The 26,710-nt window shown below is 60.3% G+C and carries 24 protein-coding genes; 17 read left to right on the forward strand and 7 right to left on the reverse strand.

The genetic code is table 11. The features are described from left to right. Positions 1 to 77: 77 nt before the first annotated feature. Both Q0859_RS13565 and Q0859_RS13570 read right to left on the reverse strand, forming a co-directional pair. A complete protein-coding gene (locus Q0859_RS13565) occupies positions 78 to 1,253 on the reverse strand; it encodes an acetyl-CoA C-acetyltransferase (RefSeq protein ID WP_299151977.1) in 1,176 nt (391 codons plus the stop codon). Positions 1,254 to 1,390: 137 nt separating this feature from the next. Continuing rightward, positions 1,391 to 2,239: an EAL domain-containing protein gene (locus Q0859_RS13570; protein ID WP_299151978.1), complete on the reverse strand. Its 849-nt coding sequence runs from the start codon at positions 2,237 to 2,239 to the stop codon at positions 1,391 to 1,393. Positions 2,240 to 2,358: 119 nt separating this feature from the next. Between Q0859_RS13570 and Q0859_RS13575 the strand changes: the two genes are divergently transcribed. The 7 genes from Q0859_RS13575 (at position 2,359) to Q0859_RS13605 (ending at position 9,486) form a co-directional block, all read left to right on the forward strand. Then, the gene (locus Q0859_RS13575) at positions 2,359 to 2,946 is read left to right on the forward strand and encodes a DNA-3-methyladenine glycosylase I (RefSeq protein ID WP_299151979.1); all 588 of its coding nucleotides are present in this window, start codon (positions 2,359 to 2,361) and stop codon (positions 2,944 to 2,946) included. A gap of 132 nt (positions 2,947 to 3,078) precedes the next feature. Continuing rightward, positions 3,079 to 3,699: a 30S ribosomal protein S4 gene (rpsD, locus tag Q0859_RS13580; protein WP_299151980.1), complete on the forward strand. Its 621-nt coding sequence runs from the start codon at positions 3,079 to 3,081 to the stop codon at positions 3,697 to 3,699. 175 nt (positions 3,700 to 3,874) lie between these two features. Further along, the gene (locus Q0859_RS13585; protein WP_299151981.1) at positions 3,875 to 5,500 is read left to right on the forward strand and encodes a hypothetical protein; all 1,626 of its coding nucleotides are present in this window, start codon (positions 3,875 to 3,877) and stop codon (positions 5,498 to 5,500) included. Positions 5,501 to 5,627: 127 nt separating this feature from the next. Continuing rightward, positions 5,628 to 6,665 (forward strand): endonuclease/exonuclease/phosphatase family protein, encoded by a 1,038-nt coding sequence (locus Q0859_RS13590; protein WP_299151982.1) that lies wholly within the window; start codon positions 5,628 to 5,630, stop codon positions 6,663 to 6,665. A 66-nt stretch (positions 6,666 to 6,731) separates the two neighbouring features. Continuing rightward, positions 6,732 to 7,820, forward strand: coding sequence for a histidinol-phosphate transaminase (gene hisC, locus Q0859_RS13595; protein WP_299151984.1), 1,089 nt, complete (start codon positions 6,732 to 6,734; stop codon positions 7,818 to 7,820). After that, positions 7,817 to 8,731, forward strand: a complete 915-nt coding sequence (locus tag Q0859_RS13600; protein ID WP_299151986.1) for a prephenate/arogenate dehydrogenase family protein — start codon at positions 7,817 to 7,819, stop codon at positions 8,729 to 8,731. Before hisC ends, Q0859_RS13600 begins: the two co-directional genes overlap by 4 nt. Beyond that, a complete protein-coding gene (locus tag Q0859_RS13605) occupies positions 8,728 to 9,486 on the forward strand; it encodes an extensin family protein (protein WP_299151988.1) in 759 nt (252 codons plus the stop codon). The genes Q0859_RS13600 and Q0859_RS13605 overlap by 4 nt, the downstream gene beginning before the upstream one ends. A 96-nt stretch (positions 9,487 to 9,582) precedes the next feature. Here the strand turns inward: Q0859_RS13605 and Q0859_RS13610 are convergent, their stop codons facing one another. After that, positions 9,583 to 10,581 (reverse strand): DUF2125 domain-containing protein, encoded by a 999-nt coding sequence (locus Q0859_RS13610; protein WP_299151989.1) that lies wholly within the window; start codon positions 10,579 to 10,581, stop codon positions 9,583 to 9,585. Positions 10,582 to 10,646: 65 nt separating this feature from the next. Here Q0859_RS13610 and Q0859_RS13615 point away from each other — a divergent pair, with 65 nt between their 5' ends. From Q0859_RS13615 to Q0859_RS13625, 3 genes are all read left to right on the forward strand, one after another. Continuing rightward, positions 10,647 to 11,177 (forward strand): gamma-glutamylcyclotransferase, encoded by a 531-nt coding sequence (locus tag Q0859_RS13615; protein ID WP_299151990.1) that lies wholly within the window; start codon positions 10,647 to 10,649, stop codon positions 11,175 to 11,177. Between the two features lie 75 nt (positions 11,178 to 11,252). Further along, positions 11,253 to 12,464: a biopolymer transporter ExbB gene (locus Q0859_RS13620; protein ID WP_299151992.1), complete on the forward strand. Its 1,212-nt coding sequence runs from the start codon at positions 11,253 to 11,255 to the stop codon at positions 12,462 to 12,464. 2 nt (positions 12,465 to 12,466) lie between these two features. Further along, positions 12,467 to 14,404, forward strand: coding sequence for a peptidoglycan -binding protein (locus tag Q0859_RS13625; RefSeq protein ID WP_299151993.1), 1,938 nt, complete (start codon positions 12,467 to 12,469; stop codon positions 14,402 to 14,404). 3 nt (positions 14,405 to 14,407) lie between these two features. Here the strand turns inward: Q0859_RS13625 and Q0859_RS13630 are convergent, their stop codons facing one another. From Q0859_RS13630 to gloB, 3 genes are all read right to left on the reverse strand, one after another. Next, positions 14,408 to 15,304: a M23 family metallopeptidase gene (locus Q0859_RS13630; protein ID WP_366523203.1), complete on the reverse strand. Its 897-nt coding sequence runs from the start codon at positions 15,302 to 15,304 to the stop codon at positions 14,408 to 14,410. Between the two features lie 71 nt (positions 15,305 to 15,375). Then, positions 15,376 to 17,697, reverse strand: coding sequence for an ATP-dependent Clp protease ATP-binding subunit ClpA (gene clpA, locus Q0859_RS13635; protein ID WP_299151995.1), 2,322 nt, complete (start codon positions 17,695 to 17,697; stop codon positions 15,376 to 15,378). 195 nt (positions 17,698 to 17,892) lie between these two features. After that, the gene (gene gloB, locus Q0859_RS13640; protein WP_299151996.1) at positions 17,893 to 18,660 is read right to left on the reverse strand and encodes a hydroxyacylglutathione hydrolase; all 768 of its coding nucleotides are present in this window, start codon (positions 18,658 to 18,660) and stop codon (positions 17,893 to 17,895) included. Between the two features lie 72 nt (positions 18,661 to 18,732). Between gloB and Q0859_RS13645 the strand changes: the two genes are divergently transcribed. Beyond that, a complete protein-coding gene (locus Q0859_RS13645; RefSeq protein ID WP_299151997.1) occupies positions 18,733 to 19,476 on the forward strand; it encodes a hypothetical protein in 744 nt (247 codons plus the stop codon). Positions 19,477 to 19,485: 9 nt separating this feature from the next. Here the strand turns inward: Q0859_RS13645 and Q0859_RS13650 are convergent, their stop codons facing one another. Continuing rightward, positions 19,486 to 21,021 (reverse strand): hypothetical protein, encoded by a 1,536-nt coding sequence (locus Q0859_RS13650; protein ID WP_299151999.1) that lies wholly within the window; start codon positions 21,019 to 21,021, stop codon positions 19,486 to 19,488. A gap of 433 nt (positions 21,022 to 21,454) precedes the next feature. Here Q0859_RS13650 and Q0859_RS13655 point away from each other — a divergent pair, with 433 nt between their 5' ends. From Q0859_RS13655 to Q0859_RS13680, 6 genes are all read left to right on the forward strand, one after another. Further along, complete coding sequence (locus Q0859_RS13655; protein ID WP_299152127.1) at positions 21,455 to 22,015, forward strand: F0F1 ATP synthase subunit delta; 561 nt, start codon at positions 21,455 to 21,457, stop codon at positions 22,013 to 22,015. Beyond that, on the forward strand, positions 22,016 to 23,557 hold the full coding sequence (gene atpA, locus Q0859_RS13660; protein ID WP_299152001.1) for a F0F1 ATP synthase subunit alpha: 1,542 nt from the start codon (positions 22,016 to 22,018) through the stop codon (positions 23,555 to 23,557). A gap of 15 nt (positions 23,558 to 23,572) precedes the next feature. Then, on the forward strand, positions 23,573 to 24,445 hold the full coding sequence (locus Q0859_RS13665) for a F0F1 ATP synthase subunit gamma (protein WP_299152002.1): 873 nt from the start codon (positions 23,573 to 23,575) through the stop codon (positions 24,443 to 24,445). Then, on the forward strand, positions 24,445 to 24,636 hold the full coding sequence (locus Q0859_RS13670) for a hypothetical protein (RefSeq protein WP_299152003.1): 192 nt from the start codon (positions 24,445 to 24,447) through the stop codon (positions 24,634 to 24,636). Before Q0859_RS13665 ends, Q0859_RS13670 begins: the two co-directional genes overlap by 1 nt. An 18-nt stretch (positions 24,637 to 24,654) precedes the next feature. Next, positions 24,655 to 26,079 (forward strand): F0F1 ATP synthase subunit beta, encoded by a 1,425-nt coding sequence (gene atpD, locus Q0859_RS13675; protein WP_299152005.1) that lies wholly within the window; start codon positions 24,655 to 24,657, stop codon positions 26,077 to 26,079. A gap of 88 nt (positions 26,080 to 26,167) precedes the next feature. Then, the gene (locus tag Q0859_RS13680) at positions 26,168 to 26,593 is read left to right on the forward strand and encodes a F0F1 ATP synthase subunit epsilon (protein WP_299152007.1); all 426 of its coding nucleotides are present in this window, start codon (positions 26,168 to 26,170) and stop codon (positions 26,591 to 26,593) included. The last annotated feature ends 117 nt before the right edge of the window (positions 26,594 to 26,710 follow it).

The raw sequence follows: 26,710 nt of genomic DNA on the forward strand, positions 1-26,710 counted from the left end.
TGTTACGCGATACCGTCATGTTTCAGCGATCATTTAGGGGATCAAGGCGGCACGGGTCGGTGCCGCCTTGATCTGGATCAGCCCCGCTCAAGACACATGGCAACGCCCATACCGCCGCCGATGCACAATGTGGCAAGCCCTTTTTTGGCATCGCGGCGCTTCATCTCGAACAGCAGGGTGTTCAGGATGCGCGCACCGGACGCGCCGATGGGGTGACCGATTGCGATGGCACCGCCGTTGACGTTTACAATCGATGGATCCCAACCCATGTCCTTGTTCACAGCACAGGCTTGGGCGGCGAAGGCTTCATTGGCTTCGACCAGATCGAGATCTTCGGGTTTCCAGCCAGCCTTTTCCAGCGCTTTTCGGCTTGCATAGATTGGTCCGACACCCATGATCGACGGGTCAAGGCCCACGGTCGCGTAGCTCGCGATGCGCGCGAGCGGCTCAATCCCGCGCTTTTCGGCGTTCTTGGCGGTCATCATCAGGGCGGCTGCGGCCCCGTCGTTTAAACCGGATGCGTTCGCCGCAGTGACCGACCCCTCCTTGGTGAAGGCCGGGCGCATCTTGGCCATCGCTTCAAGGTTGGCACCGTGGCGGATGTATTCATCGGCATCGACCACGAGGTCACCCTTGCGGGTCTTCACGGTAAAGGCGGTGATTTCGTCCGCAAATCTGCCAGCTTTCTGGGCGGCTTCGGCCTTGTTCTGACTGGCGACGGCGAATTCGTCCTGCGTGTCGCGTGTGATTTGCCACTTATTCGCGACATTTTCTGCTGTCTGACCCATGTGATACCCGTTGAAGGCATCCCACAAGCCGTCACGGATCATGGTGTCGATATATTGGATATCACCCATTTTGTGACCGGCGCGCAAAGGAGCGGCATGGGGGCTGAGCGTCATGTTTTCCTGACCACCGCCGATAACGATGTCCGCATCACCCAATTGAATGTGCTGGGCAGCCAAAGCGACGGCGCGCAGACCTGATCCACAGACCTGGTTGATCGACCATGCAGCGGCCTGTTTGGGAAGACCGGCGTTGATGTGAGCCTGACGGGCGGGGTTCTGGCCTTGGGCAGCTGTCAAAACCTGACCCAAAATCGTTTCGGAGACCTCGGATTTGTCGATACCTGCCCGGTCCACGACGGCTTCAAGCACGGTTGCGCCCAGATCGTGGGCGGGTGTGTTGGCGAAAGAGCCACCAAAACTGCCAACGGCAGTGCGGGCGGCGGATGCGATGACGATATCGGTCATTTGAACAAATCCTCTGTCTGGTGAACGAGGATCAAGTCGGGAGCGGGCACCACAACTCTGGTGAGAGTGCCCCCAATCGCCTCGCGTTGACGTTGCGATACCGGATTCGCGTCGCCGTCGCAAACAGACAGCATGTCTCAGGCACGCATTCCCGCCTTGCTCACCCTGTTTTTATCACCGGATAGCCAACTTGGCCGGACTTGTGGTGCCTTGAAATAATACCCCTGCAGGCAATCGGCACCCATCTCGACCAGCATGTCGACGTCCCGGAGGCGTTCTACCCCCTCGGCAACGACCAGCATATCGAAGTGCTGCCCGATCTGGATCATGGCACGGGTCAGCACCTGCATATCGGGATCGTCCGCGATGCCATTGCAGAATTGCATGTCGATTTTCAGCACATCGAAATAGAAATCCTTGAGATATCGCAGCGCGGTATATCCGGCCCCGAAATCATCCAATGCAAAGCAGATGCCGCGTGTGCTGAGCCGGTTCATAAAATCGACAACCAGCTCGGGTTGGTCCATCGCAGAGCTTTCGGTGATTTCGAGGATCAGCCGCTCCCCCACCGAGGCGTCTTTTTTCAGCCAGCGGTTCAGGGTCTGCATCCAGCGTTGATACCCGATGGAGCGCGCCGACATGTTGATCGACAGCCGCACGGAGGGGTTTTCGTGCAACGTGCGCATGCCCATGTTCAGCGCGACGACATCGATTTCACGGCCCAACTCGGTCCGTTCGACCACGGGCATGAAGTCCTTGGCCGGGATGATCCGCCCGGTTTCATCCATGACGCGGATCAACCCTTCGTAAAAGCCCACGCGCGCCTGCTCCCGCGCGACGACCACGGGCTGAAAGGCAAGCAGCGTCTGTTGATGTTTGACCGCTTGGTCCACCATATGAAGGGTGTCGCGATCACGCCCACTGATCGCGGCGCTAAGCGGGTTTTCAGCCCCAGGGGGCACGTCAATCGGTCGATAATTTGGCATGGCCCGGCAGCGACCCCCCTAAATCAAATCCTCTGGCCAGCATTGCGCCATTGACGTAAAAACAGTCTTAATGTTTGCATTTTGTTCTAATTTTCCACGTTAACCAAAAGGGGTCTGATATGGGCGATGCATGTGGTTGGGCGGGGCCTGAACGGATCTACGCGGAGTATCACGACACAGAGTGGGGCGTGCCGGAATATGGGGCGCGCGCATTGTGGGAAAAGTTGATCCTTGAGGGGTTTCAGGCGGGCTTGAGCTGGATAACTATACTGAAAAAACGCGATAATTTTCGCGACGCCTTTGCCGGATTTGATCCTGACATTATCGCGCACTGGGGCGAGGATGACGCTGCGCGCCTGTTGGCCAACCCGGGCATCATCCGTCATCGCGGCAAAATTCAAGCGACGATCACTAACGCACAGATGTTCCAAAAGATTAACGCCCGGGAGGGGTTCGATCAGTTTTTATGGAAATATTTCGACGGTGTACCTTTGCAAAACCATTGGGAAACCGAAGCGGAGGTGCCGCCTTCTACCCTGCTATCCACCCAAATCTCGAAAGATCTCAAGAAAGAGGGGTTCAAATTCTGTGGCCCCACCATCGTCTATGCGTTTCTTCAGGCGTCCGGGCTGGTAAATGACCACATAACAACATGTTTTCGCCATGCCGAATGTGCCGCCCTCGCACCGGGTCCAAAGGGGCGTTGACTCTGTCCAGACCGCAGCTATAAGCGCGCATTCATTGGTGTTGGTGGCCCCCGCAAGGGGTTTCCTGTCGGTCTGGCAAAATCCAGGCAGAGGACAACGCCCTTTGGAAACCTGAACCGAAGGAGATCAGCCGTGACAAAACGCACAGCTGCCAAGTACAAACTTGATCGCCGCATGGGCGAGAACATCTGGGGCCGCCCCAAATCCCCCGTCAACCGTCGTGAATATGGCCCCGGCCAGCACGGTCAGCGCCGTAAAGGCAAGCTGTCGGATTTCGGCATTCAGCTGCGCGCCAAGCAGAAGCTGAAAGGTTACTACGGCGATCTGACAGAAAAGCAGTTCCGCCGCATTTATGCCGAAGCGGAACGGGTCAAGGGCGACACCGGTGAAAACCTGATCGGCCTGCTGGAACGTCGCCTCGACGCGGTTGTCTACCGTGCCAAGTTCGTCGCGACCGTGTTCGCCGCCCGCCAATTCGTGAACCACGGCCACGTCCGTGTGAACGGCAAGAAGGTGAACATCCCCAGCTACCGCGTCAAAGAAGGCGACGTGATCGAAGTGCGCGATCGCTCCAAACAGATGACGGCCATCCTTGAGGCGACACAGCTGCCCGAGCGTGACGTGCCCGACTACATGGACGTCGATCACTCCAAGCTGACCGCGACATTCGTGCGCACACCGTCTCTGGGCGATGTGCCTTATCCGGTGATGATGGAACCCAACCTCGTCGTCGAATTTTACGCCAAGAACTAAGCATCAGGCAGCACGCCTTGCTTTATCCTGCATCAGGCCGTCCCTCGGGGCGGCCTTTTTCTATGGTAAGGAATTGCTGCCTTTGCGTGCGGAAATTCTGACAGTACCATGGCGTATCTTCCGGGAAATTTCTGCCCGGTATCGGTTGCTGCTGTTGTTTTGTCGGAGTTTTTGAATGGAAAACAAATTGTCTGCCCCCGTGGGTGATCCAAAATGCAAGGACCCCAAACCGGGGAACAAGCCCAAGGATATCGCCACTATCGAATTGTGGCTGATTGCCCAAGGCGCGCCCTACAAGATGACGGGCAAGATGAACGCGGGTCTGGTCAAGATGATCCGGATGTATCAGGGCTCGAAGGGCAAGTTGTCCAAGGGCGACATCAACGGCGTGATCCAGCCCGGCGACAAGACGTGGAATGCGGGGGCCGTCAAATATTTCCGTTACCGCGATATGATTGCCAATTTCGAGGCCTATGAGGTGGTCGAAAAAGGCAAGACCAAGCTGATCGAGGTGGACGAATTCATCCGGCTTGAGATCGAGGCCCGGCGCAAGATCATCAACAATGCCAAGTCGGTACAGTCCGAAGCGGATGTGATCGAAAAACTGATCCGCAACGTCGAAGAAACGATGGCGGGGCAGGATGGCTATTTGAATGCGATGGTGGCGATTGGGATGCACGGTTTTGGCCTGTCCGATCCGCCCTCGGCCAAGGCCGCGCTGAATGCCCGTGCGGCCGCGGGCCAGGTGATCGCGGCCACGGACCGGTCCAAAGTGGACTGGAAAAAGGTCAAAAAGCTGTGCGCCCAGACCACCAAACTGCACAAGAAAGCGGTGAAGGAATGGAAGGATTACAACACCAAATACACCAAGCGGGCCGAGTGGGGGGCGTTTGGGGCCACAGTGGTATCCGAAGGGTCGTTTGCGGTGCTTGAGGTGCTGGCCACCGGGTACCTGATCACCACACGCGGGATGGACCCGAAACGGGCGCAGGTGATGGCGGCGGTGGGCTGCGAGGGCCTGAAGGTGTCCGCCGGAGAACTGGGCGAATACGCGGCCAACGACAAATTTGATCCCAAGGCGTCCACCCAGAAGGTGCTGGGCAACATGATGATCACCGGCGTTGCGGCCTCGCTTGGGGCGTCGCTGTCCTCCAAGGCCTATAAGGGCGTGGTGACCAAGGTTAGTCAGGCCGCCACCCGACAGTTCAACACGCGCATGCAGAAATACACGCTCAAGGTGGTGTCGGCCATCTTGGGCTCGGGCGTGGGGCAGAACATGATGAAAGGGGCGATTGCCGAAGTGGGCAACCTCGCCAAGGACGCCGCGGCGGGCAAAAAGATCGATGAAAAGCGGATTGTGGATGCACTGGCTAATTCGCTGATCGGCGGGCTTGCAGGGTGTGCGTCTTTCAAATCGCTCAAGAAATTCGACACCGGCTGGCAGAAACGATCTGCCGATATGGCGGGCACCCATTTCAGCCGGGCCATGGAAAAGTCGCTGTTCGTCAAAATGGTGGCCAAGCATGGCGACAAGTTCAGCAAGGCCGAGCTGATGGAATTTGCCTCGCGCGAAGGTGCGGACGTGACCATCGAAGCCGCCAAAAAGCTGACCGAACTGATGGGCAAGACTGCCTATGCCAGCATCGCCGACAAGATGACGGGCAACGAGGCCAGCGTTGAAGCCTATGAGAAGCTGGCGGCGAAAGGCTTGCAAAAGGACAGCGCCTTTATCTCTGCACTGGAACAGAAGGTGCTGGAAGAGGGCGAGAAGCGCCTGAAAAAGATGGCAAAAGCGAGCTAAGGCAGTCGCCCGATCCGTGCCGTTCTCCACACCGGGGCGGTCGATTGCGCGTGCGGCAAAAGTATCTCGCGCCGTGCCCGACCTGTGATAGACGTTAACTATTGATTAAGGACGTTGGAGGCTTGAGATGGGCGCACGCGACATTTCCTTTGCGAGCTTCAATCTGTTGAATTTGCAACTGCCCGGTGACGCCATTTACGGCGACCGCGACGGGTGGGATCAAGGCATTTATCAGCGCAAGATTGATTATACGGCCGCCACGATGGCGCTGCTGGATGCGGATGTGATCGGCATTCAGGAACTTTGGGCCAAAGAGGCGTTGGAACAAGCCTTGACCGAAGGCGGGATCGCGGACGACTACACCGCTCTTGTTCCGCCGGACCATAATGGCAAACGGATCGTGTGCGCGGCGGTGGTGCGTAATGACATGCTGGTGGGTACGCCGGAGTGGATCACCGACTTTCCCCCCGAATATGTCCTGAAGTCGGGCGGGGATGATCCGCAACAGGACTTCATCGAAGTCAAACTGAGCACCTTCTCGCGGCCCGTGCTGCACTTTCAGGTCCAGCCCGATCCGCGCACCCCTGCCATCCACGTGTTCGTGTGCCACTTCAAATCGCGCCGACCCACGCAGATCTGGCGCGAGCGCAGCTGGTATGACAAGGATGTGCACGGCCCCCACGCCAACGCGCTTGGCTACGCCATATCGACTGTGCGCCGCACCGCCGAGGCCGCAGCGTTGCGCGTGTTGGTCACGAACATCGTCAAAGGCTCGGACACGCCCGTCGTCGTGATCGGTGACATGAACGATGGCAAGGACAGCAACACGCTGAACATCCTGTCCGAGCAGCCCACGTATTTGTCCCCCTTGTCCACGGGGGGCGGTGACAACGCGCTTTATACCGCACAGACCATGCAGGAATATCGATCCGTGCGCGATGTCTATTACACCCACGTCTATCAGGGGCAGCGCGAAAGCCTTGACCATATCCTGTTCAGTCAGGAATTTTACGACAATTCCAAGCGGCGCAAATGGGCCTTTGACGAGATGACGGTGCAAAATGATCACCTGAATTACGATGATCACAAGGAAAGCGGCACCAACGATCACGGCATTATCCGCGTTGGGTTCAAATGGAAGCCCGCGCGGGGTACCACGAGCTAGCGGTCTTTTGTCACTGGTCACCTTGGCGTGTGGACCGTAAAACGGCTTCCAACCACGGAGGCCCCAATGACCCGCATCACCCCGCAACCCGGCATTATGGACATCGCGCTCTATCAGGGTGGGGCGTCGCATCTCGCGGGTGTGGAGGATGTGCTGAAACTCAGCTCGAACGAGAACCCGCTTGGCGCACCGCCCGTGGCGATCAAGGCGGTGTCGGAGGCGGTATTGGGCATGCACCGCTACCCCTCGACCGATCACGCGGGCCTGCGCGCAGCGATTGGCGAGGTGTGGGAGGTCGAGCCCGAGCGTGTCATTTGCGGGGTCGGTTCGGACGAGGTGCTGCAATTCGTGACCCAGGCGTTTTCCGGCCCCGGTGATGAGATTGTCTATACCGAGCACGGGTTTTCCATGTACCCGATCCTTGCGAACATGGCCGGGGCGACCCCGGTGCGTGTGGCCGAAGACGAGAGGGTTGTGAGCGTTGACACGATCCTTGCCGCTGTCACGGACCGAACCCGGATCGTGATGTTCGCCAATCCGGCCAATCCGACCGGCACCCTGCTTGAGATGGCAGAGGTCGAGCGGTTGGCGCGTAGCCTGCCGTCCCATGTGATCCTTGTGATCGACGGGGCCTATGTTGAATTTGCGCAAGGCTATGACGGGGGGCTTTCGCTGGCGCGCGCGCTGCCCAACGTGCTGGTCACGCGCACATTTTCCAAGATCTATGGCCTTGGCGGCTTGCGGATCGGATGGGGCTACGGCGCGCCGGAATTGATCGATGTAATGATGCGTATCCGCCAACCCTTTAACCTGTCGGTGGTCCAACTGGCGGCGGCGGAGGCGGCGGTGCGCGACACCGCCTGGGTGCGCGACTGTGTGGCGCTGAATGCGGATCAGCGGGCGCGGCTCACAGGTGCACTGCGCCAGTTGGGGCTCGCTTGCGATGACAGCCACGCCAATTTTGTGCTGGCGCGTGCCGGCTCCGTCGCTGAGGCGGATGCGGCAGAGGCGGCGCTGAACGCAGGCGGCATCCTTGTGCGCCGGGTCGCGGGCTACGGCTTTCCCGAGGGGCTACGGATCACGGTTGGGGATGCGGATCAGACGGGTCGCGTGATCGCGGCCCTGACCCGTTGGCGCGAGGAGGCAGCCGCGTGAGCACATATGATCGTGTCGCCCTGATCGGGCTGGGGCTGATCGCCTCGTCCATGTTCTGGGCCATCAAGCGGGGTAATTTGGCGGGCGAAGTTACCGGCTATGCCCGCACCGCCGAGACGCGCGACACCGCGCGCCGGATTGGACTGTGTGACCGGGTTTACGACAGTGTTGCCGAAACCGTTGAAGGGGCGGATCTGGTGGTGTTATGCGTGCCTGTCGGGGCGATGGGGGCGGTTGCGGCTGAAATGGCACCGCATCTGGCACCCGGTGCGACGGTCAGTGATGTGGGATCGGTCAAGCGTGCGGTGATTGACGCGGTGGGGCCGCACCTGCCGGAGGGCGTGCATTTCGTGCCGGGTCACCCGATGGCAGGCACCGAACATTCAGGGCCGGAGTCCGGCTTTGCGGAATTGTTTGACAACCGCTGGTGCCTGCTGGTCCCGGCGGAGGGCAGTGACCCGGCGGCGGTGGCGCGGCTGCGCGGCTTTTGGGAGGCGATCGGCTCCAACGTCGAGGAAATGGAGCCTGACCACCACGATCTGGTCTGCGCTGTGACCAGCCACGCGCCGCACCTGATTGCCTATACGATGGTGGGTGTTGCGGATGATCTGCGCCGCGTGACGGATACGGAAGTGGTCAAATATTCGGCCGCGGGGTTTCGCGACTTTACCCGGATTGCGGCAAGCGATCCGACCATGTGGCGCGATGTGTTTATGACGAACAAGGACGCCACCCTGGAGATTTTGGGGCGCTTTACCGAAGAGCTGTTCGCCCTTCAACGGGCTATCCGCACAGGCGACGGCGATCACCTGCACGACTATTTCACCCGCACCCGCGCGATCCGGCGCGGCATTATCGAGGCGGGGCAGGACACCGACGCGCCCGATTTCGGACGTGGAGCCAAGCGGTGAAAGCGTTGCTGCTGATCCTGTCGCTTTTCGCGACAAGTGCGGTGTCCGCGCCGGATGTGTCCAAGCGGCCCGTGGCGCGGGCTGGAACGGACGCGCGCAACGGCGCGTTCATACCACCTGTGCGGACGCAGGCGACGGCAACCCCGGCTGCGGTTATTGGCGGATCGCTCCGCCCGTCCTTGCGTCCGCGCGCCATTGAAAAGCGCATCATGTCGCGCCGTGCACAACGGCGCAAAGGGCAGGTCTGTGGCGATGTGGATCTGCAAGGCGACGTGGTGGGCGCAGTGCCCGGACGGATTGCAGGCTGCGGCATTCAGGATGCGGTGCGCTTGCGCTCGGTGTCCGGTGTGGTGCTGAGCCAGGCGGCGGTGATGGATTGCTCAACCGCCAAGGCGTTGAAAAAATGGACGGAAAAAGGGGCCAAGCCCGCATTGCGCAACACAGGTGGCGGTTTGGCCCGATATCGTGTGGCGGCGCATTATGCTTGTCGCACACGCAACAATCAGCGTGGAGCCCGTATCTCGGAACACGGGAAGGGGCGCGCGATTGATATATCGGGCTTTACCTTGCAGGACGGATCGACCTTGACCGTGCTCAACGACTGGAGTTCACGGCATCGTCGCGCGCTGCGCTCGATGCACAAGGCGGCGTGCGGGCCGTTTGGCACCGTGCTTGGACCCAATTCAGATCGGTTTCATCGCGATCATTTTCATTTTGATACAGCACGGTACCGCAGCGGCCCCTATTGCCGTTGATTTGATTGAGCGCTGCGCGCACCCGATGTTTTAGGGGGCTCTGCCCCCGCCCTCCGGGCTCCCCCGCGGTATTTCTGGTCAAAAGAAAGAGTGGGGTCAGCGGATGATGAGGCGGGGTGCGGGCGCGATTGGGATAAAGCCGAGATAGACCGCGCCATCTTTGAGCGCGAGATCGACATCCAATGTGGCCTCGTTGCCCGAGGCACGGGCGAGGGCGCGCAATATGCTGTCTGCCTGTTGTCTCAGTTGCGGGGGCAGCAGGCCGGAGGTTTCGGCCAGATCCAGCATGGTTGGCCAGTTTTCGGCCTGAAGTGCGACGCTGCCTTCTGGTGTCCCCGAATCATCAACCACAAGACTGGCCGCGATATTGAGGTTCAGGTCGCCCCATCGCGCCTCGGCCAGATGCAGGTCAATCTGGCGGGGTTGAGGGCGTTGGGCCTCAAGCGCGCGCCGGTCCCACGGGCGATCAAAGATGACATCGGCGTTCAGTTGCAGGCTGTCAAAGGCGCGTGGGATCGTTTCGGGTAGCCGGAGCGCGGCACGTGCGGTGTCCCCCGGTGCGAACCCGTCGGCGCGCGCCGTCAGTGCGTATGTGGCACCGGTCGTCTGCGTCATGGACAGGGTCAGCGTGTCAGCCTGCACCTGCACGCCGCGCGGATCAGCCACCTGCCATGACCCCGATGTCCACCCAAGGGCCTCAAGTTCAAGCGCGGTGCCTGGGTGCAGGTTCAGCGCCATAACGCCGCCTGACATGGTGAGGGTCGAGCGCCCCAAGGGTGAGGCGAGCAGGATTGGCCCGTCGCTGAGTGACACGGTGACATCGCCGGGCCACCAAGCCGGGGCGGTGATGTCCAGCCTGTCGGTTTCGATGGCCAGCCCGGCGTCGGGATCGGCCAGCGCCACATCGCGCAACTCGGCAACCAGGATGAGGGGGAAACCGCCCCCGTTGATCCCGGACAGGTCCGCTTGCCAGCCGGCCTCGGCCCGGTCCGCAAACCACGCCTCGATACTGCCGCGCAGCCCGGTCGAGGCCGCCCACCACCAACTGCACCACGCCATCGCACATAGTGCCAGTATCCACAACAGTTTGCGCATTGCCGCTCTTTCCCTCTGCCCTGAAATCGGGTCTACCGCACCTGAAACGGAAAGGACCAGAGGCAATGGCGATGTGGGTATTTGGCTATGGCAGTCTGTTGTGGAATCCGGGTTTTGAGGTTGCCGAGCAGCGTATGGCGACACTGCCCGGCTACGCGCGTTCGTTCTGCATGCGCTCGATCCACCACCGTGGGACCGAAGCGGAGCCGGGTTTGGTGCTGGCATTGGATGAGGTGGCCGATGCCAGATGTGATGGCGTTGCACTGCGGGTGAGCGAAGGGCAGGAGGACACCACGCTTGCCTATTTGCGCGAACGGGAACTGATTTCGTCCGCGTATCTGGAGAAGATGCTTGAGATCGGCTTGGCCGATGGGCGTCGCGTGACGGCGGTCACATACGTGATCGACGCGGATCATGTCCAATATTGTGGTGGGCTGCCGTTGGAAGAGCAGGCACAGATCATCGCCCGTGCCCATGGCGGGCGGGGGCCGAACCGCGAATATCTGCTCAACACGGCCGAGCATCTCCACGCCCTTGGGGTGGCGGATCCCGACCTGGATTGGCTGGCCCGCCGGGTTGCTGCGATTTCGGCATAAACCCTTGGCGCTCTGGCTCAATTCGAGATAGATTGCCACCAGAGCAGAGCAAAAGAAGAGGTCACGAGCCAGCCGATGGCACAGACCAGACCCGAGGCCCAACCGCACTTTTCCCAACCGGTGCGCCAAGTTGCATTGATGCTGATTGTGTTGATCCTGTCAGGGTTCGGCGCGTTTCTGGCGTTGCCAAGCGTGCTGCCGGTGTTTCGGTCCAACCCGTATCTGAACGGGTTCATCATGTTCGTGTTCCTGATCGGCGTCGTGTCCTGTTTCTGGATGGTTTATCAGCTGATCACCTCGGTGCGCTGGATCGAAGGGTTTGCCGCGGACGGCCCCTCTGCCAGCGGCAAAGCCCCGCAATTGCTGGCCTCCTTGGCATCGCTGCTGCGCTCTCGGGGCGCGCGGATGCAGCTTTCGGCGTCCTCGACCCGCTCGATCCTTGATTCGGTTGCGACCCGGATTGACGAGGTGCGCGAGATCACGCGCTATATCGTGAGTATGTTGATTTTCCTTGGTCTTTTGGGCACGTTTTATGGCCTTGCGACCACGGTGCCCGCCCTTGTCGAGACGATCCGCAGCCTTGCGCCACAAGATGGTGAAGCGGGGGTCGAGGTGTTCAGCCGCCTTATGACCGGGTTGGAATCCCAGCTTGACGGGATGGGCGTCGCCTTTGCCTCGTCATTGCTGGGTTTGGCGGGGTCGCTGATCGTGGGCCTGCTTGAGCTGTTTGCGGGTCACGGCCAGAACCGATTTTACCGGGAGTTGGAAGAATGGCTAAGCTCGATCACCCGTGTCGGCCTTAGTAATGAAGGCGATGTGACAGGCGATCAGACGGCGATGGCCGGGGTGATTGATCATCTGGCCGAACAGATGGAGAGCCTGCAAACCATGTTCACCCAATCTGACATCAGCCGGTCGATGGTTGATGAAAAGCTGGGCAAGCTGGCGGATGCGGTCGGGGATATGACGGCTCAGATGCGGGGACAGGGCGGCAGCGAGGCCATTTTGCAGCGCATGGCAGAGGGGCAGGATCGGCTGATCGAAGCCATTGAAGGGCAAGGCACAGGCGACGGCATTGATGCAGAAAGCCGGATGCGGTTACGCTCGATTGATGTGCAGATGTTGCGCATTCTCGAAGAGATCAGCGCGGGCCGCCAGGAAACCATGGCCGAGTTGCGCGCCGACCTGTCGGCACTGGCCACAGCGCTCAGCCAGCCGCGCGGTCAAAACCGCAAAGCGAGTGCGACCCGGTCTGCACGTCAGGGCCCTGAAACGGAAAGCAGCTGATCATGGCACTGTCGCGGCGCACAGGGCAACGGTTTCAGGCCTCGATCTGGCCGGGCTTTGTGGATGCGATGACGGGCCTGTTGCTGGTGCTGATGTTTGTGCTGACCATTTTCATGGTGGTGCAATTTGTCTTGCGTGAGACGATCACCGGGCAGGAAACCGAACTGGACCAGCTTGCCGGTGAGGTTGCGGCTCTGGCCGATGCCTTGGGGCTGGAGGAGCGGCGGTCAAACCAGTTGGACGCGCGTCTGTCGGCGCTGAATGCCACGTTGGCCGAATCCGAGGCGCAGGTGGACTCCCAAGCGGCGCTGATCCGCGATTTGACGGCAGAGCGCGATGCGCAGGCAACGGCACTGACCGAAGCCCAAACGCGGATTACCAGCTTTGAGGCACGGGTGGCCGCCCTGATCGCCGAACGTGACGGGGCCCAGAACACGATTGCGGGGTTGCAAGAGGCCCAAACCCGATTGCTGTCCGAGCAAGAGGCGTTGAATCTCGCGCTGGCGCAGGCCCGCACCGAAGTGGACGCACAAGCCGAAACCGCCCGGCTGGCAGCTGCACGTACCGAGGCGTTGCAGGCGTTGATCGCGGACTTGCGTGCGCGCAATGCGGACACGGCTGAACAGGCGGCAGGGCTACAGGCGGATCTCGAGGCCGCGCAGACATCGTTGAGTGATGAGGAAGCCGCCCGACTGGCCGAGGCGGCGGCGGCGCAAGCCTTGCGTGAGCGATTGGAGCAGGCCGATGCTGAATTGACGGCCATGACCCTCGCCCTTGAGGCGCAACGACAGGAGGCTGAGGATACCCTCACGCTTTTGGCCGCTGCGCGGGCCGCCGAGCAGGACCTTGATGCGCAACTCGCCGCGGCCCTGTTGGCCACACAAAACGCATCGCAGGACCGGTCAGAAACCCAAGCCCGCGTGGTAGAGCTGGAGGCGCAGCTGGCCGCAGCCCTGACCGAGTTGGAGGGGACGCAAAGCGAAAACAGTGACTTGGCCTCGGACCGTGCGGCGTTGCGTGATCAACTGGCGGCCGCCTTGGCCGCACAACTGGCCGCCGAGCAGGATGCGCAAACACTGGACGCCGATGGAGCTGAGGCACGGGCGGCTTTGGTGGATGCACTCGCCCAAAAAGCTGTCGCAGAACGGGCGTTGCAGGAACAGGCCGATCAGTCTCAGGCCCGGGCGGATTTGCTGGCGGCCGCACGCGAAGCCCTCAGCGTCGAAGAGGCGGCCACGCTTGCGGCTCAACGCCAGACCGAACTGCTTAACCAGCAAGTGGCCGCTTTGCGCGCACAATTGGGCCAGTTGCAGGCATTGTTGGACGATGCGGTCGCGCGGGATGCGGCACAGGACGTGCAGTTGCAATCGCTTGGATCTGAGCTCAACACGGCGCTGGCACGTGTGGCTGCCGAAGAACGGCGGCGGCGCGAGTTGGAAGAGGCCGAGCGCAAGCGGCTTGAGGCGGAGGCTCAGGATCTTGAGCGTTATCGCTCGGAGTTTTTCGGGCAATTGCGCGATGTGCTGGGCGCACAAGAGGGCGTGCAGGTCGTGGGCGACCGGTTCGTGTTTTCGTCCGAAGTGCTGTTTCCGCCGGGCGGGGCCGATCTGTCCGCGCTCGGTCAGGGCGAGATTGCCAAGATCGCGGGTATTCTGCGGAACATCGCAGACGATATCCCCCCCGAAATCGACTGGGTCATTCAGGTTGATGGGCACACCGACAACGTGCCCCTGTCGGGGGCAGGGGCCTTTGCGGACAACTGGGAGCTGAGCCAGGCACGCGCCCTGTCCGTGGTGAAATACATGGTGAACTTCCTTGGCATCCCACCGACCCGCGTGTCTGCCAACGGGTTTGGCCAGTATCAGCCGCTTAACCCTGCCGACACACCCGAAGCGCGCGCGCAAAACCGACGGATCGAGCTGAAATTCACAGGTAAATAGCGTCTAGCGAATCTCGACCACATTGCGCTGAGTGCCGATAATCTCGGCTCTGCGGATCAGAGTGGCCGTGCCCTCATAGATACCCACAGGCCAATGCGCATCGCGTCGCCGCTTGCCGATGGCGCGAAACAGTTGGGCCTGGGTACGGTCCAGATCGACGGCACGGTCGATGACCTCTCCGTCAGGTCCGGTGATGCGCAGATGCAGGGTATCGCCTGCGCGCGCGCCAAAGATATAGCCGAAAACAACCAGTGCCGGTGCGTCTGCGGGCAGTTCGGCCCTGTGCGCCTGTCCGGCCTTGATGGTGTCGTATTCGGGCACCGCATCCGCGAACCCGGTGGCGATCACACCGCCCGGTTGGTAGGCGATGGGGGTTTGCCACAGTGTTTCGGCGCTTGGCACCGCGCAGGTTGATGTGCCGGTCGGGTCGAATGGGTCGATAACCGCATCATCCTTGCGCACCGTGATATGGACATGTGGAAACTGGGTGCGTCCCGACAGGCCCACCTGGCCCAGGACGTCGCCCGATGTGACCTTGTCACCACTGCGTACCTGCACAGAGCCGCGTTTGAAGTGGCAGTACTGCGTTGACCACCCATCGGCGTGATCAATGACCAGCCCGTTGCCGCAATCGCGCCCGGCAAGGGCGGCGCGGTTTTCTGACGTCACAAGCTGATCTGCCATCCCGTCGCGAATGGCACGCACGGTGCCGGACGCGGCGGCGACTACATCGACACCCTGTTCCATCTGTGCGCGGGATCTAAGCGCGAAATCAGTGCCTTTGTGGCCATCATAGCTGAGGCTTTGGCAGCGAAAATCGCGCGCCCCATCAGTGGGGTCGCGGTCAACATATTGCTGGACAAAGCAGTCCGTGCCCAGATTGCAATCAATCGGGGGCACCAAAAGAAAATCCCTCGCCGCAAGGGGACCTGCGGCAAGGGAAAACATCAGCGCGGCAAGGGCCGCCCGCATCAGTCGGCGGTCAGCAGCGGTGGCTTGTTGCCGGACAGGCGCGGTTTGTCCGGCCCTTCCAGCTTCAGGTCAAGCGCGCCGTTCTTGACGCCGACCTTGACCACGCCACCTTTCATCAACTTGCCAAACAGCAACTCTTCGGCCAGTGGCTTTTTGATGTATTCCTGGATCACACGGCCAAGTGGACGCGCGCCCATTTTGTCATCATAGCCCTTGTCGGCCAGCCATTCCGCCGCGGGTTTGGTCAACTCGATGGTGACGTTGCGATCCATCAGTTGTGCCTCAAGTTGCAGCACGAACTTCTCGACCACAGACAGGATCGTATCCTTGCCAAGGGGGGCAAAGCTGATCACCGCGTCCAGACGGTTGCGGAATTCGGGCGTGAACGTCCGCTCAATCGCGGCGGTATCTTCGCCGGTGCGCCGGTCGCGACCGAACCCGATCGCGGCCTTGGCCTGTTCAGCAGCCCCCGCGTTCGAGGTCATTATCAGGATCACATTGCGGAAATCGACCGTGCGACCATTGTGGTCGGTCAGCTTCCCGTGATCCATCACCTGCAACAGGATATTGTAGACATCGGGGTGCGCCTTTTCCATCTCGTCCAGCAACAGCACACAATGCGGGTGTTGATCGACACCGTCCGTCAACATGCCACCCTGATCGAACCCGACATAGCCTGGAGGGGCCCCGATCAGGCGTGAAACAGCGTGTTTTTCCATGTACTCGGACATGTCAAAGCGCAACATCTCGACCCCGAGCGTGTCAGCCAATTGCTTTGCAACCTCGGTTTTGCCCACACCTGTTGGCCCTGCGAAAAGGTAGTTGCCGATGGGCTTTTCAGGTTCGCGCAGACCCGCACGCGCCAGTTTGATCGCCGAGGACAGCGCAGTGATGGCTTCGTCCTGCCCGAACACGACCCGTTTCAGGGACGCCTCAAGATCTTTCAGCGTCTCGGCATCGTCCTTGGAGACGTTCTTGGGCGGAATGCGCGCGATCTTGGCGACGACATTCTCGATTTCCTTGGTGCCGATGGTCTTGCGCCGTTTGGCCGCTGCAACCAGATGCTGGGCTGCGCCCGCCTCGTCGATGACATCGATGGCGCTGTCGGGCAGCTTGCGGTCGTTGATATAGCGGCTCGCCAGTTCGACAGAGGTCTTGATCGCGTCGGATGTGTATTTGACGCCGTGGTGATCCTCAAAATAGGGTTTGAGGCCCTTGAGGATCTTGGTGGCATCATCCACCGACGGCTCATTCACGTCGATCTTCTGGAACCGACGCGACAATGCGCGATCCTTTTCAAAGTGCTGGCGGAATTCCTTGTAGGTGGTCGAGCCCATGGTGCGCAGCTTGCCACCCTGCAAAGCAGGTTTGAGCAGGTTGGAGGCATCCATGGCACCGCCGGATGTCGCGCCAGCCCCGATCACGGTGTGGATTTCGTCGATGAACAGCACCGCGTCCTTGTGATCCTCAAGTTCGGTCACGACGGCCTTGAGCCGCTCTTCGAAATCACCGCGATAACGGGTCCCGGCCAGCAATGCGCCCATATCGAGCGAATAGATGGTCGTGCCCGAGAGCACTTCGGGGGTTTCGCCGGCCACGATCTTGCGCGCGAGCCCCTCGGCGATGGCGGTTTTGCCCACACCGGGGTCGCCCACCAGCAGCGGGTTGTTCTTGCGGCGACGGCAGAGCACCTGAATACACCGCTCCACCTCGGAATCGCGTCCGATAAGCGGGTCGATATCGCCCTCGCGGGACTTTTCATTCAGATCCACGCAGTATTTCGCGAGTGCGCTTTCTTTTTTCTCACCTTCGGTGACGCCTTGCGGCTCATCCTCGACTTCGGGCGCACCGGACACAGGCCGCGCCTCGCCAAAGGCGGGGTCCTTGGCAACACCGTGTGCGATGAAATTCACCGCGTCATAGCGCGTCATGTCCTGTTCTTGCAGGAAGTAGGCCGCGTTGCTTTCGCGTTCGGCGAAGATGGCGACCAGCACATTGGCGCCGGTCACTTCGGTGCGGCCCGAGGACTGCACGTGAATGGCGGCGCGCTGGATCACGCGCTGGAACGCGGCCGTCGGAACCGCCTCTGATCCATCAATGTCGGTGACCAGATTGGACAGGTCATCGTCCACAAATTCGTTGAGCGCGCCGCGCAATTCGTCAATGTCGACCGAACAGGCCTGCATGACGCGGCGGGCGTCGGGTTCATCCACCAGGGAGAGCAGCAAATGCTCGAGAGTTGCAAATTCGTGCCGGCGTTCGTTGGCCAGCGCAAGCGCCTGATGGATCGCTTTTTCCAGTGTCGTCGAGAATGAAGGCACGGCTCGTGCTCCTTTCGATCGGGGTCGGGTGGGGGCGCCAAGGAATGTCGAGGCCCCGTACCAACCATGGCCTCATGTGTTTAAGTTTGGTTGAACAACGCGCCGCTTCAAGGCTTTTCTTTGCACAAAACCTCACAATCTGCGTCAGGGGTGTGTTTTCGGTGTAGATTTAGGCGTGTATGAGAACAATCCGTCTCAGAAATTGTCCTTTCTGGTGCGGATTTCCGTGAACACGTCGGTGGCGTTTGCGCCGCTCATGCCCAAATGGGCCTGAATGGCGGGATCGTGAGCGCGCAGAAACGGGTTGGTTGCCAGTTCTTCGGACAGCAAAGAGGGGACAGTCGGGATACCGCTTGCGCGTTTTTCGGTCACATCCCGGACCCGCGATATAAGGTCGGAATTGTCCGGATCAATGGTCAGTGCGAATTTGGCATTGGCGGCGGTATATTCATGTCCGGAATAGACGACCGTGTCACCGGGCAGGGCGGCCAGCTTTTGCAGGCTTTCGTGCATTTGCGGCTTGGTCCCTTCAAACACCCGTCCGCATCCCAAAGCCATCAGGCTGTCCGCGGTGAACAGGGCCCGCGCACCGGGGAAGTGAAAGGCGACGTGATGGATCGTGTGTCCCGACACATCAATAACGGTGCCGGTTTCCGAGCCGATCTTGACCTCATCGCCCTCGGTCAGTGCGACATCCAGCTTGGGCAGGCGGTCGGCATCGGCAGCCGCCCCGATCACGCGGGCTGGGTGTTTGGCCAGCACGGCCTCCAGCCCGTCGACGTGATCCCAATGATGATGGGTGATCAGAATGTCGCTCAAGGTCCATCCCGTCTCGGCCAGCACATCAAGGATCGGGGCGGCCTCGGGCACATCCACCAGCGCTGTGGCCCCTGTTTCGGGGTCATGCGCCAGAAACGCATAATTGTCGGACAGGCAGGGGATTGTGCGGATATCGAGGGGCATGGCAATGGCGCTTTCTTGGGGTAGGGTTATATCAAAGGTGGCGTGTAGGGCCGCCAAGGGCAAGGGATCACGATGCATCTGGACGTGCAGGATTTGCGCAACTTCTACTACCGCAGCGCTTTGGGGCGGGCCGCGCAGGCTTCGATGCGGCGGCGCATGACCGAAATCTGGCCCGAAGCGGCGGGACAGACCGTGGCGGGCTTTGGCTTTGCCTTGCCGCTATTGCGCCCCTATCTGGCCGATGCGCGCAGGGTTATCGCGCTGATGCCGGGGCCGCAGGGCGTGATGCCTTGGCCTGCGGATGCGCCCAACGTCACCGTGCTGACAGAAGAAACCTTGTGGCCGATTGAGACGGGTCATGTGGACAAGCTGATCGTGCTGCACGGGCTGGAAACGTCCGAGCGGGCCTATGATCTGCTCGAAGAGGCGTGGCGGGTGCTGGGGCCGGGGGGCAAGGCGCTGTTCATCGTGCCCAACCGGGCCGGGCTGTGGTCGCGCCGGGATCGCACGCCCTTTGGCTATGGACGGCCCTATTCGGCCAGCCAGCTTGAGACGCAATTGCGCAAACACCAGTTCCTGCCGGAACGGCATCTGGGCGCGCTTTATCAATTCCCCTCGTCGCGCAGGGTCTGGATGAAGTCGGCACCCATGTTCGAAAAGGTTGGCCGCCTGATGCCGGGCATGTTCGCGGGAGGCGCGTTCATGGTTGAGGCGTCCAAGCTGGTCTATCCGCCCAAGGGCAAGGTGGTGCGGTCCAGGGCCAAGCGGCAAAAGGTGCCCCAGGGGGTGACGGCGCCGGTGGCTGGCCGGGTCTGATCCGTCGCACTACGTGAGGATGATCTGATCTTCGGTGATATCTGACAGGCCATTAATGCGAATGATGGCCATGCCCCTTTCGATATTGCTTGTCGGGGCAAAACTGACCCGCACATCCGTCACATTGTCACCCGGATTCTGCACGATATCGATATTTGTGACGGCTCCGTCGCCGAAGGACCCGATCTGCAAGATGTCTTCGTCTGTGTCGAAATCGGCAATCTCAAGGTACACGTACTCGGGCGCACCAAAGCCACCCCGAACCAAGGCGCTTATGGTGTCTTCGCCTTCGCCACCCGTCACGGTGGCCGGGCCGTCTTCATCATCATAAAAACCCATGACGTTGATCATATCGTCGCCTGCGCCACCAATGCCAGTCCCGCCTGGGTCCAACTGCAAGGTGTCATTGCCAAAACCGCCATCGCCCAAGGTGCCAGCGTTTGCGCCAATGAAGTCCGCGCCTTCACCACCAAAGGCTTCAGAGCCTTCGCCGCTGACAAACAAACGGTCATTACCGGCATCGCCGTAGAGCGTCGCCAGACCCGGCCCCCGTGCGTTCAGCCTGTCGTCTCCTTCGCCGCCGCGTGCCTCGCCGCCAAACATAGTGACCGAGTCGTCGCCCGCACCCGCATCTACCGTGGCGTTTGAGGTGCTGACATTGTCGTTTCCATCCCCGGCAACGATCACAACGCCGGGTTCGGTGCCGTCGATCCGTGAGAAACCCTGACCGCGTTCGGCAAACACCCCCTCGAAGGTGTCGTCCCCCACGCCGCCGGTCAGGGTCGTGTCGGCAAAGTCGGCGACAAGGGTGTCATTGCCTTCGCCACCATCAAGGGCCAGCCCGCTGGCACCGGCGGTCAACCAATCCGCGCCTGCGGTTCCGGTTGTGTCTTCGGTGACCACCTGCTCGGTCACGCCATTGCGGGTCACGATGTAGTCTTCGTTCAAGAACCTGATCAGGTCATCCCCATCGGTATTGGCTTCCAGATAGTGGACGGCCACGTCTGCATTGGAGGAAATCTGGGGCAGTACGTCCCGCATGGTGCCTGGCTCGGGCAAGGGGCGGCCACTTTCGGGCAGATCAAGGTCAACGGTTCCCAACAATTCAAGGCCAAGCTGCGCTTCGAATTCGGCCAGTTCATAGTCCAGCGAATTTCCGCCAAAGTCTTGCAGGCCAGGAATCGCGCCCTTGTTTTCAAAACCCTGATCGGACAGATTCGCCCCCTCCGGCACCAGATAAAACCGAGCCTCGTAGGTTTGGTAGACATTGGTAGGATTATCTTCGCTGTCGACGTAGATGATGCTGGCCAATGTGTCGGTCTCGTCGTCTCCCAGATCGAGACTGACCGCACCCGTGGACGGATCGACATCAAACGCAGCGCCCACATCCGGCTCTTCGGGGGGCGGTGGGGGCAATGGGTCCTGGGGGAGGTCCGGTGTGTCGGGTTCGCCAGATGTTTCCGGCGCGGTGTTTCCGCCGCCATCCTCCAAAGCGCCAAGCAACATATTGCCGGTCAACAAAGCCAGCAAAGCAAAAGGTCCCATACCGACCCCCCAGTCGAAATACGTCACTCGAATGCGAATGACGCTAGTTGGATTCAATGAGGTCGGCGCTTTGGCGCGGCCCTCGGACACAATCAGAAGTGCAGGCCAGAATTGTGTATTGGGGACGGAAGGGGGCCGGGTTTTGGACATCGACGCCATGTCCGATGACAGGAATCGCAGCCAAAGACGCACGTTTTGTGACCGAAATCCTACAATTCCTGCGGGCCAATAGGTCGCAGTTTCGTTAACTATTTGAAAACGCTTAAAAACCGCTCCGACCCTTGTTCGCGAACATATGTTGCGGGGTTCGATACCCTCTGCTACATCCCCCCTGATTTCCACGCTTTGGCCCAAATCAAGGCGTTCCCACGTCCCCGACCTTTGACCGCCTTCGGGTGGTAGAATGCGGGGCCAAGACATCGAAAGGGTGGACGTGTCCGAACCAGCTTCGATCTCCACAGGCATCGCGTCGCGCTATGCCACTGCTGTCTACGCGCTTGCCAAAGAGGGTAAAGCCGTCAAGAAAATCGAAAGCGATATTGAGGTGCTGAGCGCGGCCATGGCCGACAGCGCAGACTTCAACGCGTTGATCCATTCGCCGGTGTACAGCCGCTCTGAACAGGCTGCGGCCATTGCGGCTATCGCCAAAAAGGCGGGCATAAGTGACCTGATGGGCAACACGCTGGCCCTGATGGCTGAAAAGCGGCGCTTGTTTGTGGTGCCGCAACTCGTGCAGGCGCTGCGCAACATCATCGCCGAAGACAAGGGCGAGCTGACCGCAGACGTCACATCCGCCACCGCACTGACCAAGGCGCAATCAGACAGCCTTGCCAAGACGCTCAAGGCCCGCATGGGCAAGAACGTCACCATAAATGCGTCCGTCGATGAAAGCCTCATCGGCGGTTTGATCGTAAAAGTGGGCTCGAAGATGATCGACACGTCGATCCGCTCCAAGCTCTCTTCCCTCCAGAATGCAATGAAAGAGGTCGGATAAATGGGTATCCAAGCAGCAGAGATTTCTGCAATCCTGAAAGACCAGATCAAGAACTTTGGTCAGGAAGCAGAAGTGGCCGAAGTGGGCCGCGTTTTGTCCGTGGGTGACGGGATTGCCCGTGTTTATGGCCTCGACAATGTCCAAGCCGGTGAGATGGTCGAATTCCCCGGCGGCATTCAGGGCATGGCCCTGAACCTCGAAACCGACAACGTCGGTGTGGTGATCTTCGGTTCTGACCGGGACATCAAGGAAGGCGACACCGTCAAGCGCACGAACTCCATCGTGGACGTGCCCGTGGGCAACGAACTGTTGGGTCGGGTCGTGGACGGCCTTGGCAACCCGCTGGACGGCAAAGGCCCGATCAACGCCGCGCAGCGGTCGGTTGCGGACGTCAAGGCCCCCGGCATCATCCCCCGCAAATCGGTGCACGAACCGATGGCGACCGGCCTCAAGGCTGTGGACGCGATGATCCCGATTGGCCGTGGCCAGCGTGAATTGATCATTGGTGACCGTCAGACCGGCAAGACCGCCGTGGCCCTCGACGCGATCCTGAACCAGAAATCCTATAACGACGCCGCTGGCGATGACGAGAGCAAGAAGCTCTACTGCATCTACGTTGCCGTTGGCCAGAAACGCTCGACTGTGGCGCAGCTGGTGAAGAAGCTCGAAGAGTCCGGCGCGATTGAGTATTCGATCGTTGTGGCCGCGACCGCGTCCGATCCGGCACCGATGCAGTTCCTTGCACCTTATGCGGCGACTTCGATGGCGGAATTCTTCCGCGACAATGGCCGCCACGCGCTGATCATCTACGATGACCTTTCCAAACAGGCCGTGTCCTATCGTCAGATGTCGCTGCTGCTGCGTCGCCCACCGGGCCGCGAAGCCTATCCCGGCGACGTTTTCTACCTTCACTCGCGCCTTCTGGAACGCTCGGCCAAGCTGAACGAAGACAATGGTGCGGGCTCGCTGACCGCGCTGCCGATCATCGAGACCCAAGGCGGGGACGTGTCGGCCTTTATCCCGACCAACGTGATTTCGATCACCGACGGTCAGATCTTCCTTGAGACGGAACTGTTCTATCAGGGCATTCGTCCGGCGGTGAACACCGGTCTGTCGGTGAGCCGGGTTGGCTCCTCGGCCCAAACGGACGCGATGTCCTCCGTTGCTGGCCCCGTGAAACTGTCGCTGGCTCAGTACCGCGAGATGGCGGCTTTTGCCCAGTTCGGTTCGGACCTTGATGCCGCCACGCAGCAGTTGCTGAACCGGGGTGCGCGCCTGACCGAGCTGATGAAGCAGCCGCAATATTCGCCCCTGACCAATGCCGAAATCGTCTGCGTTATCTTTGCAGGCACCAACGGTTATCTGGACAAGGTGTCCGTGTCCAAGGTGGGCGAATTCGAAGCCAGCCTGCTCAAGTTCCTGCGCAGCCAGAAAACGGATTTCCTCAAGTGGATTTCGGACGAAGACCCCAAATTCAAATCGGGTGAGAACGTCGACAAGATGAAGGCGGTCCTCGACGAGTTCGCTTCGACCTTCGCTTGATCGGGAGGTAGGGCAATGCCAAATCTCAAGGACCTGAAAAACAGGATCGAGTCGGTCAAATCGACCCGCAAGATCACCAAGGCCATGCAAATGGTGGCCGCCGCGAAATTGCGGCGGGCGCAAGAGGCTGCCGAACAATCACGGCCCTATGCCGAACGGTTCAATGCCGTGATGGCGGGCCTGTCCTCGGCCGCGTCCGGGTCAGACAGCGCACCCAAGCTGCTGTCGGGCACGGGGTCGGACCAAGTGCATCTGCTGGTCGTGATGACCTCTGAGCGGGGCCTGTGCGGTGGGTTCAACACCAACATCGCCAAACTGGCGCGCACCCATGCCGCCAAGTTGCGAGACGAGGGCAAGACAGTCAAGGTTTTGACAGTCGGCAAAAAGGGCCGCGATCAGCTGAAACGGGATCTCGGCGACAAGTTCGTTGGTCACGTGGACATGTCCGAGGTCAAGCGGATGTCCTATGCGGACGCCCAAGGCGTGGCCAAGGATGTGCTGGGCCGCTTTGATGCGGGCGAGTTCGATGTGGCAACGATCTTTTTCGCGCGCTTCCAGAACGTGGTGACGCAAATCCCGACCGCGCAGCAGATCATTCCCTTTGCGGTGCCCGAAGGGTACGAGGCAAGCGAGACGCTGTATGACTACGAGCCGGACGAAGAGGCCATCCTGGCCGATCTTCTGCCGCGCGCCGTGGCCACGTCGATCTTTTCGGCCCTGCTGGAAAACGGCGCATCCGAACAAGGTGCGCGGATGTCGGCAATGGACAACGCGACTCGCAATGCGGGCGACATGATCGACCAACTCACGATCCAGTACAACCGCTCGCGTCAGGCCGTGATCACGAACGAGCTGATCGAAATTATTTCCGGCGCGGAGGCTTTGTGATGAGCGATCAGTACGATCCTGCAAAGTCAATGAACCCGGGCGACCCTGCCGCTATGCGATGGGCGATGGACATCGTTAACCGAATGGATGTCACAACTCTAGAAGAGTTGGACTTTGATGACAGTAGCAAGCTCAGAGCTTTCAAAGAGGCTCGTGAAAGCAAAATGAATTCCGGCGTGGAAGCGCTGTAAGAGAACCGGAGACGAAACATGGCAAACGCTAAAGGCAAAATTACACAAGTCATCGGGGCCGTCGTCGACGTCCAGTTCGATGACCACCTGCCGGAAATCCTGAACGCGCTGACCACCGACAACAACGGCAACAAGCTGGTGTTGGAAGTGGCGCAGCACCTGGGCGAAAACACCGTGCGCACCATCGCGATGGACTCATCCGAAGGTCTGGTGCGCGGTCAGGAAGTTGTGGACACCGACGGCCCCATCATGGTTCCCGTTGGCCCCAAGACCCTTGGGCGCATCCTGAACGTCGTGGGGGAGCCCGTTGACGAAGGTGGCCCTGTCGAGGCCGAAGAACGCCGCCCCATCCACGCAGACGCACCTGCCTTTGCCGAACAATCGACAGAGTCCGAAATCCTGGTGACAGGCATCAAGGTTGTCGACCTGCTCGCGCCTTATTCCAAGGGCGGCAAGATCGGCCTTTTTGGTGGTGCCGGTGTGGGCAAGACCGTTCTGATCATGGAACTCATCAACAACATCGCCAAGGTGCACTCGGGCTATTCCGTATTCGCCGGTGTGGGTGAGCGGACCCGTGAAGGCAACGACCTTTATCACGAGATGATCGAATCCAATGTGATCAAGCCCGACAACCTCGAAGAGAGTCAGGTGGCCCTCGTCTACGGTCAAATGAACGAACCTCCCGGAGCGCGGGCGCGTGTTGCTCTGACGGGCCTCACGCTGGCCGAACAGTTCCGCGATGCCTCGGGCACGGACGTTCTGTTCTTTGTCGACAATATCTTCCGCTTTACCCAAGCGGGTTCCGAAGTGTCCGCCCTCTTGGGCCGTATCCCTTCGGCGGTGGGCTATCAGCCGACACTGGCGACCGATATGGGCCAGATGCAGGAACGGATTACATCGACCAAATCCGGTTCGATTACCTCCATTCAGGCCGTGTACGTGCCTGCGGATGACTTGACCGACCCCGCACCTGCGACAACCTTTGCACACCTGGACGCGACCACCGTTCTGTCGCGTGCGATTTCCGAACTGGGCATCTATCCGGCCGTGGACCCGCTCGACAGTTCGTCGCGCCTGATGGATCCGCAGATCGTGGGCGAAGAGCACTACAAGGTGGCCTCGGACGTGCAGCAGATCCTGCAACGCTACAAGTCGCTGCAAGACATCATCGCGATTTTGGGCATGGACGAACTCAGCGAAGAGGACAAACTGACCGTGTCCCGTGCGCGCAAAATACAGCGTTTCCTCAGCCAGCCCTTTGACGTGGCCAAGGTGTTCACAGGCTCGGATGGTATTCAGGTGCCTTTGGAGGACACGATTGCCTCGTTCAAGGCGGTTGTCGCGGGCGAATATGACCACCTGCCTGAAGGTGCCTTCTATATGGTTGGCGGCATCAGCGAAGTGATCGCCAAGGCCGAGAAAATGGCTGCTGACGCAGCCTAAGAGATCGGGTGGGCAGGATTGCCCACCCTACGCCAACGCCCAAGGGTAGGGTGGGCAATCTGCCCACGGCCCTGCAAAGGAGGCAGCAATGCAATTTGATTTGGTATCCCCCGAGCGCAGCCTTGCGTCGATGGAGGCAACATCCGTTCAAATCCCCGGCGCGGACGGGGACATGACCGTCATGGCTGATCATGCGCCCACGATCACCACCTTGCGCCCCGGCGTGCTGAAGGTGGATGCGAGCGGGACGGTGCATGAGTTTGTCGTCACTGGTGGTTTTGCCGAGATCGGCACGCAAGGGATTTCGGTTCTGGCAGAGCGTGCCGTGTCCCGCAGCGACATCACCCAAACCGACATGGATGCGATGTTTGACGAAGCCCAAGACAGCTATAGCCGCGCCAAGGACACGTTCAAGAACGACTCTGGACCCATTGATGATGCAGCAAAACTGCTGGCTGACATGGTTGCGGTTGGGGCTGAAATCGGCCTGAGCACGAAACAGCCAAGCCTGTAAGGTCAGCCCGTCTGGTGCGACTTTGAAAGGTCCCGCAAAATGCGGGGCCTTTTTTGTGTTTTTTGCCTGATCCTGCGATCTTGACGTGCTAGCACTCCATAAGTTCGACAAAGACGA

Origin of the sequence: uncultured Tateyamaria sp. (assembly GCF_947497045.1) — a bacterium.
In the GTDB taxonomy this organism is placed as follows: domain Bacteria; phylum Pseudomonadota; class Alphaproteobacteria; order Rhodobacterales; family Rhodobacteraceae; genus Tateyamaria.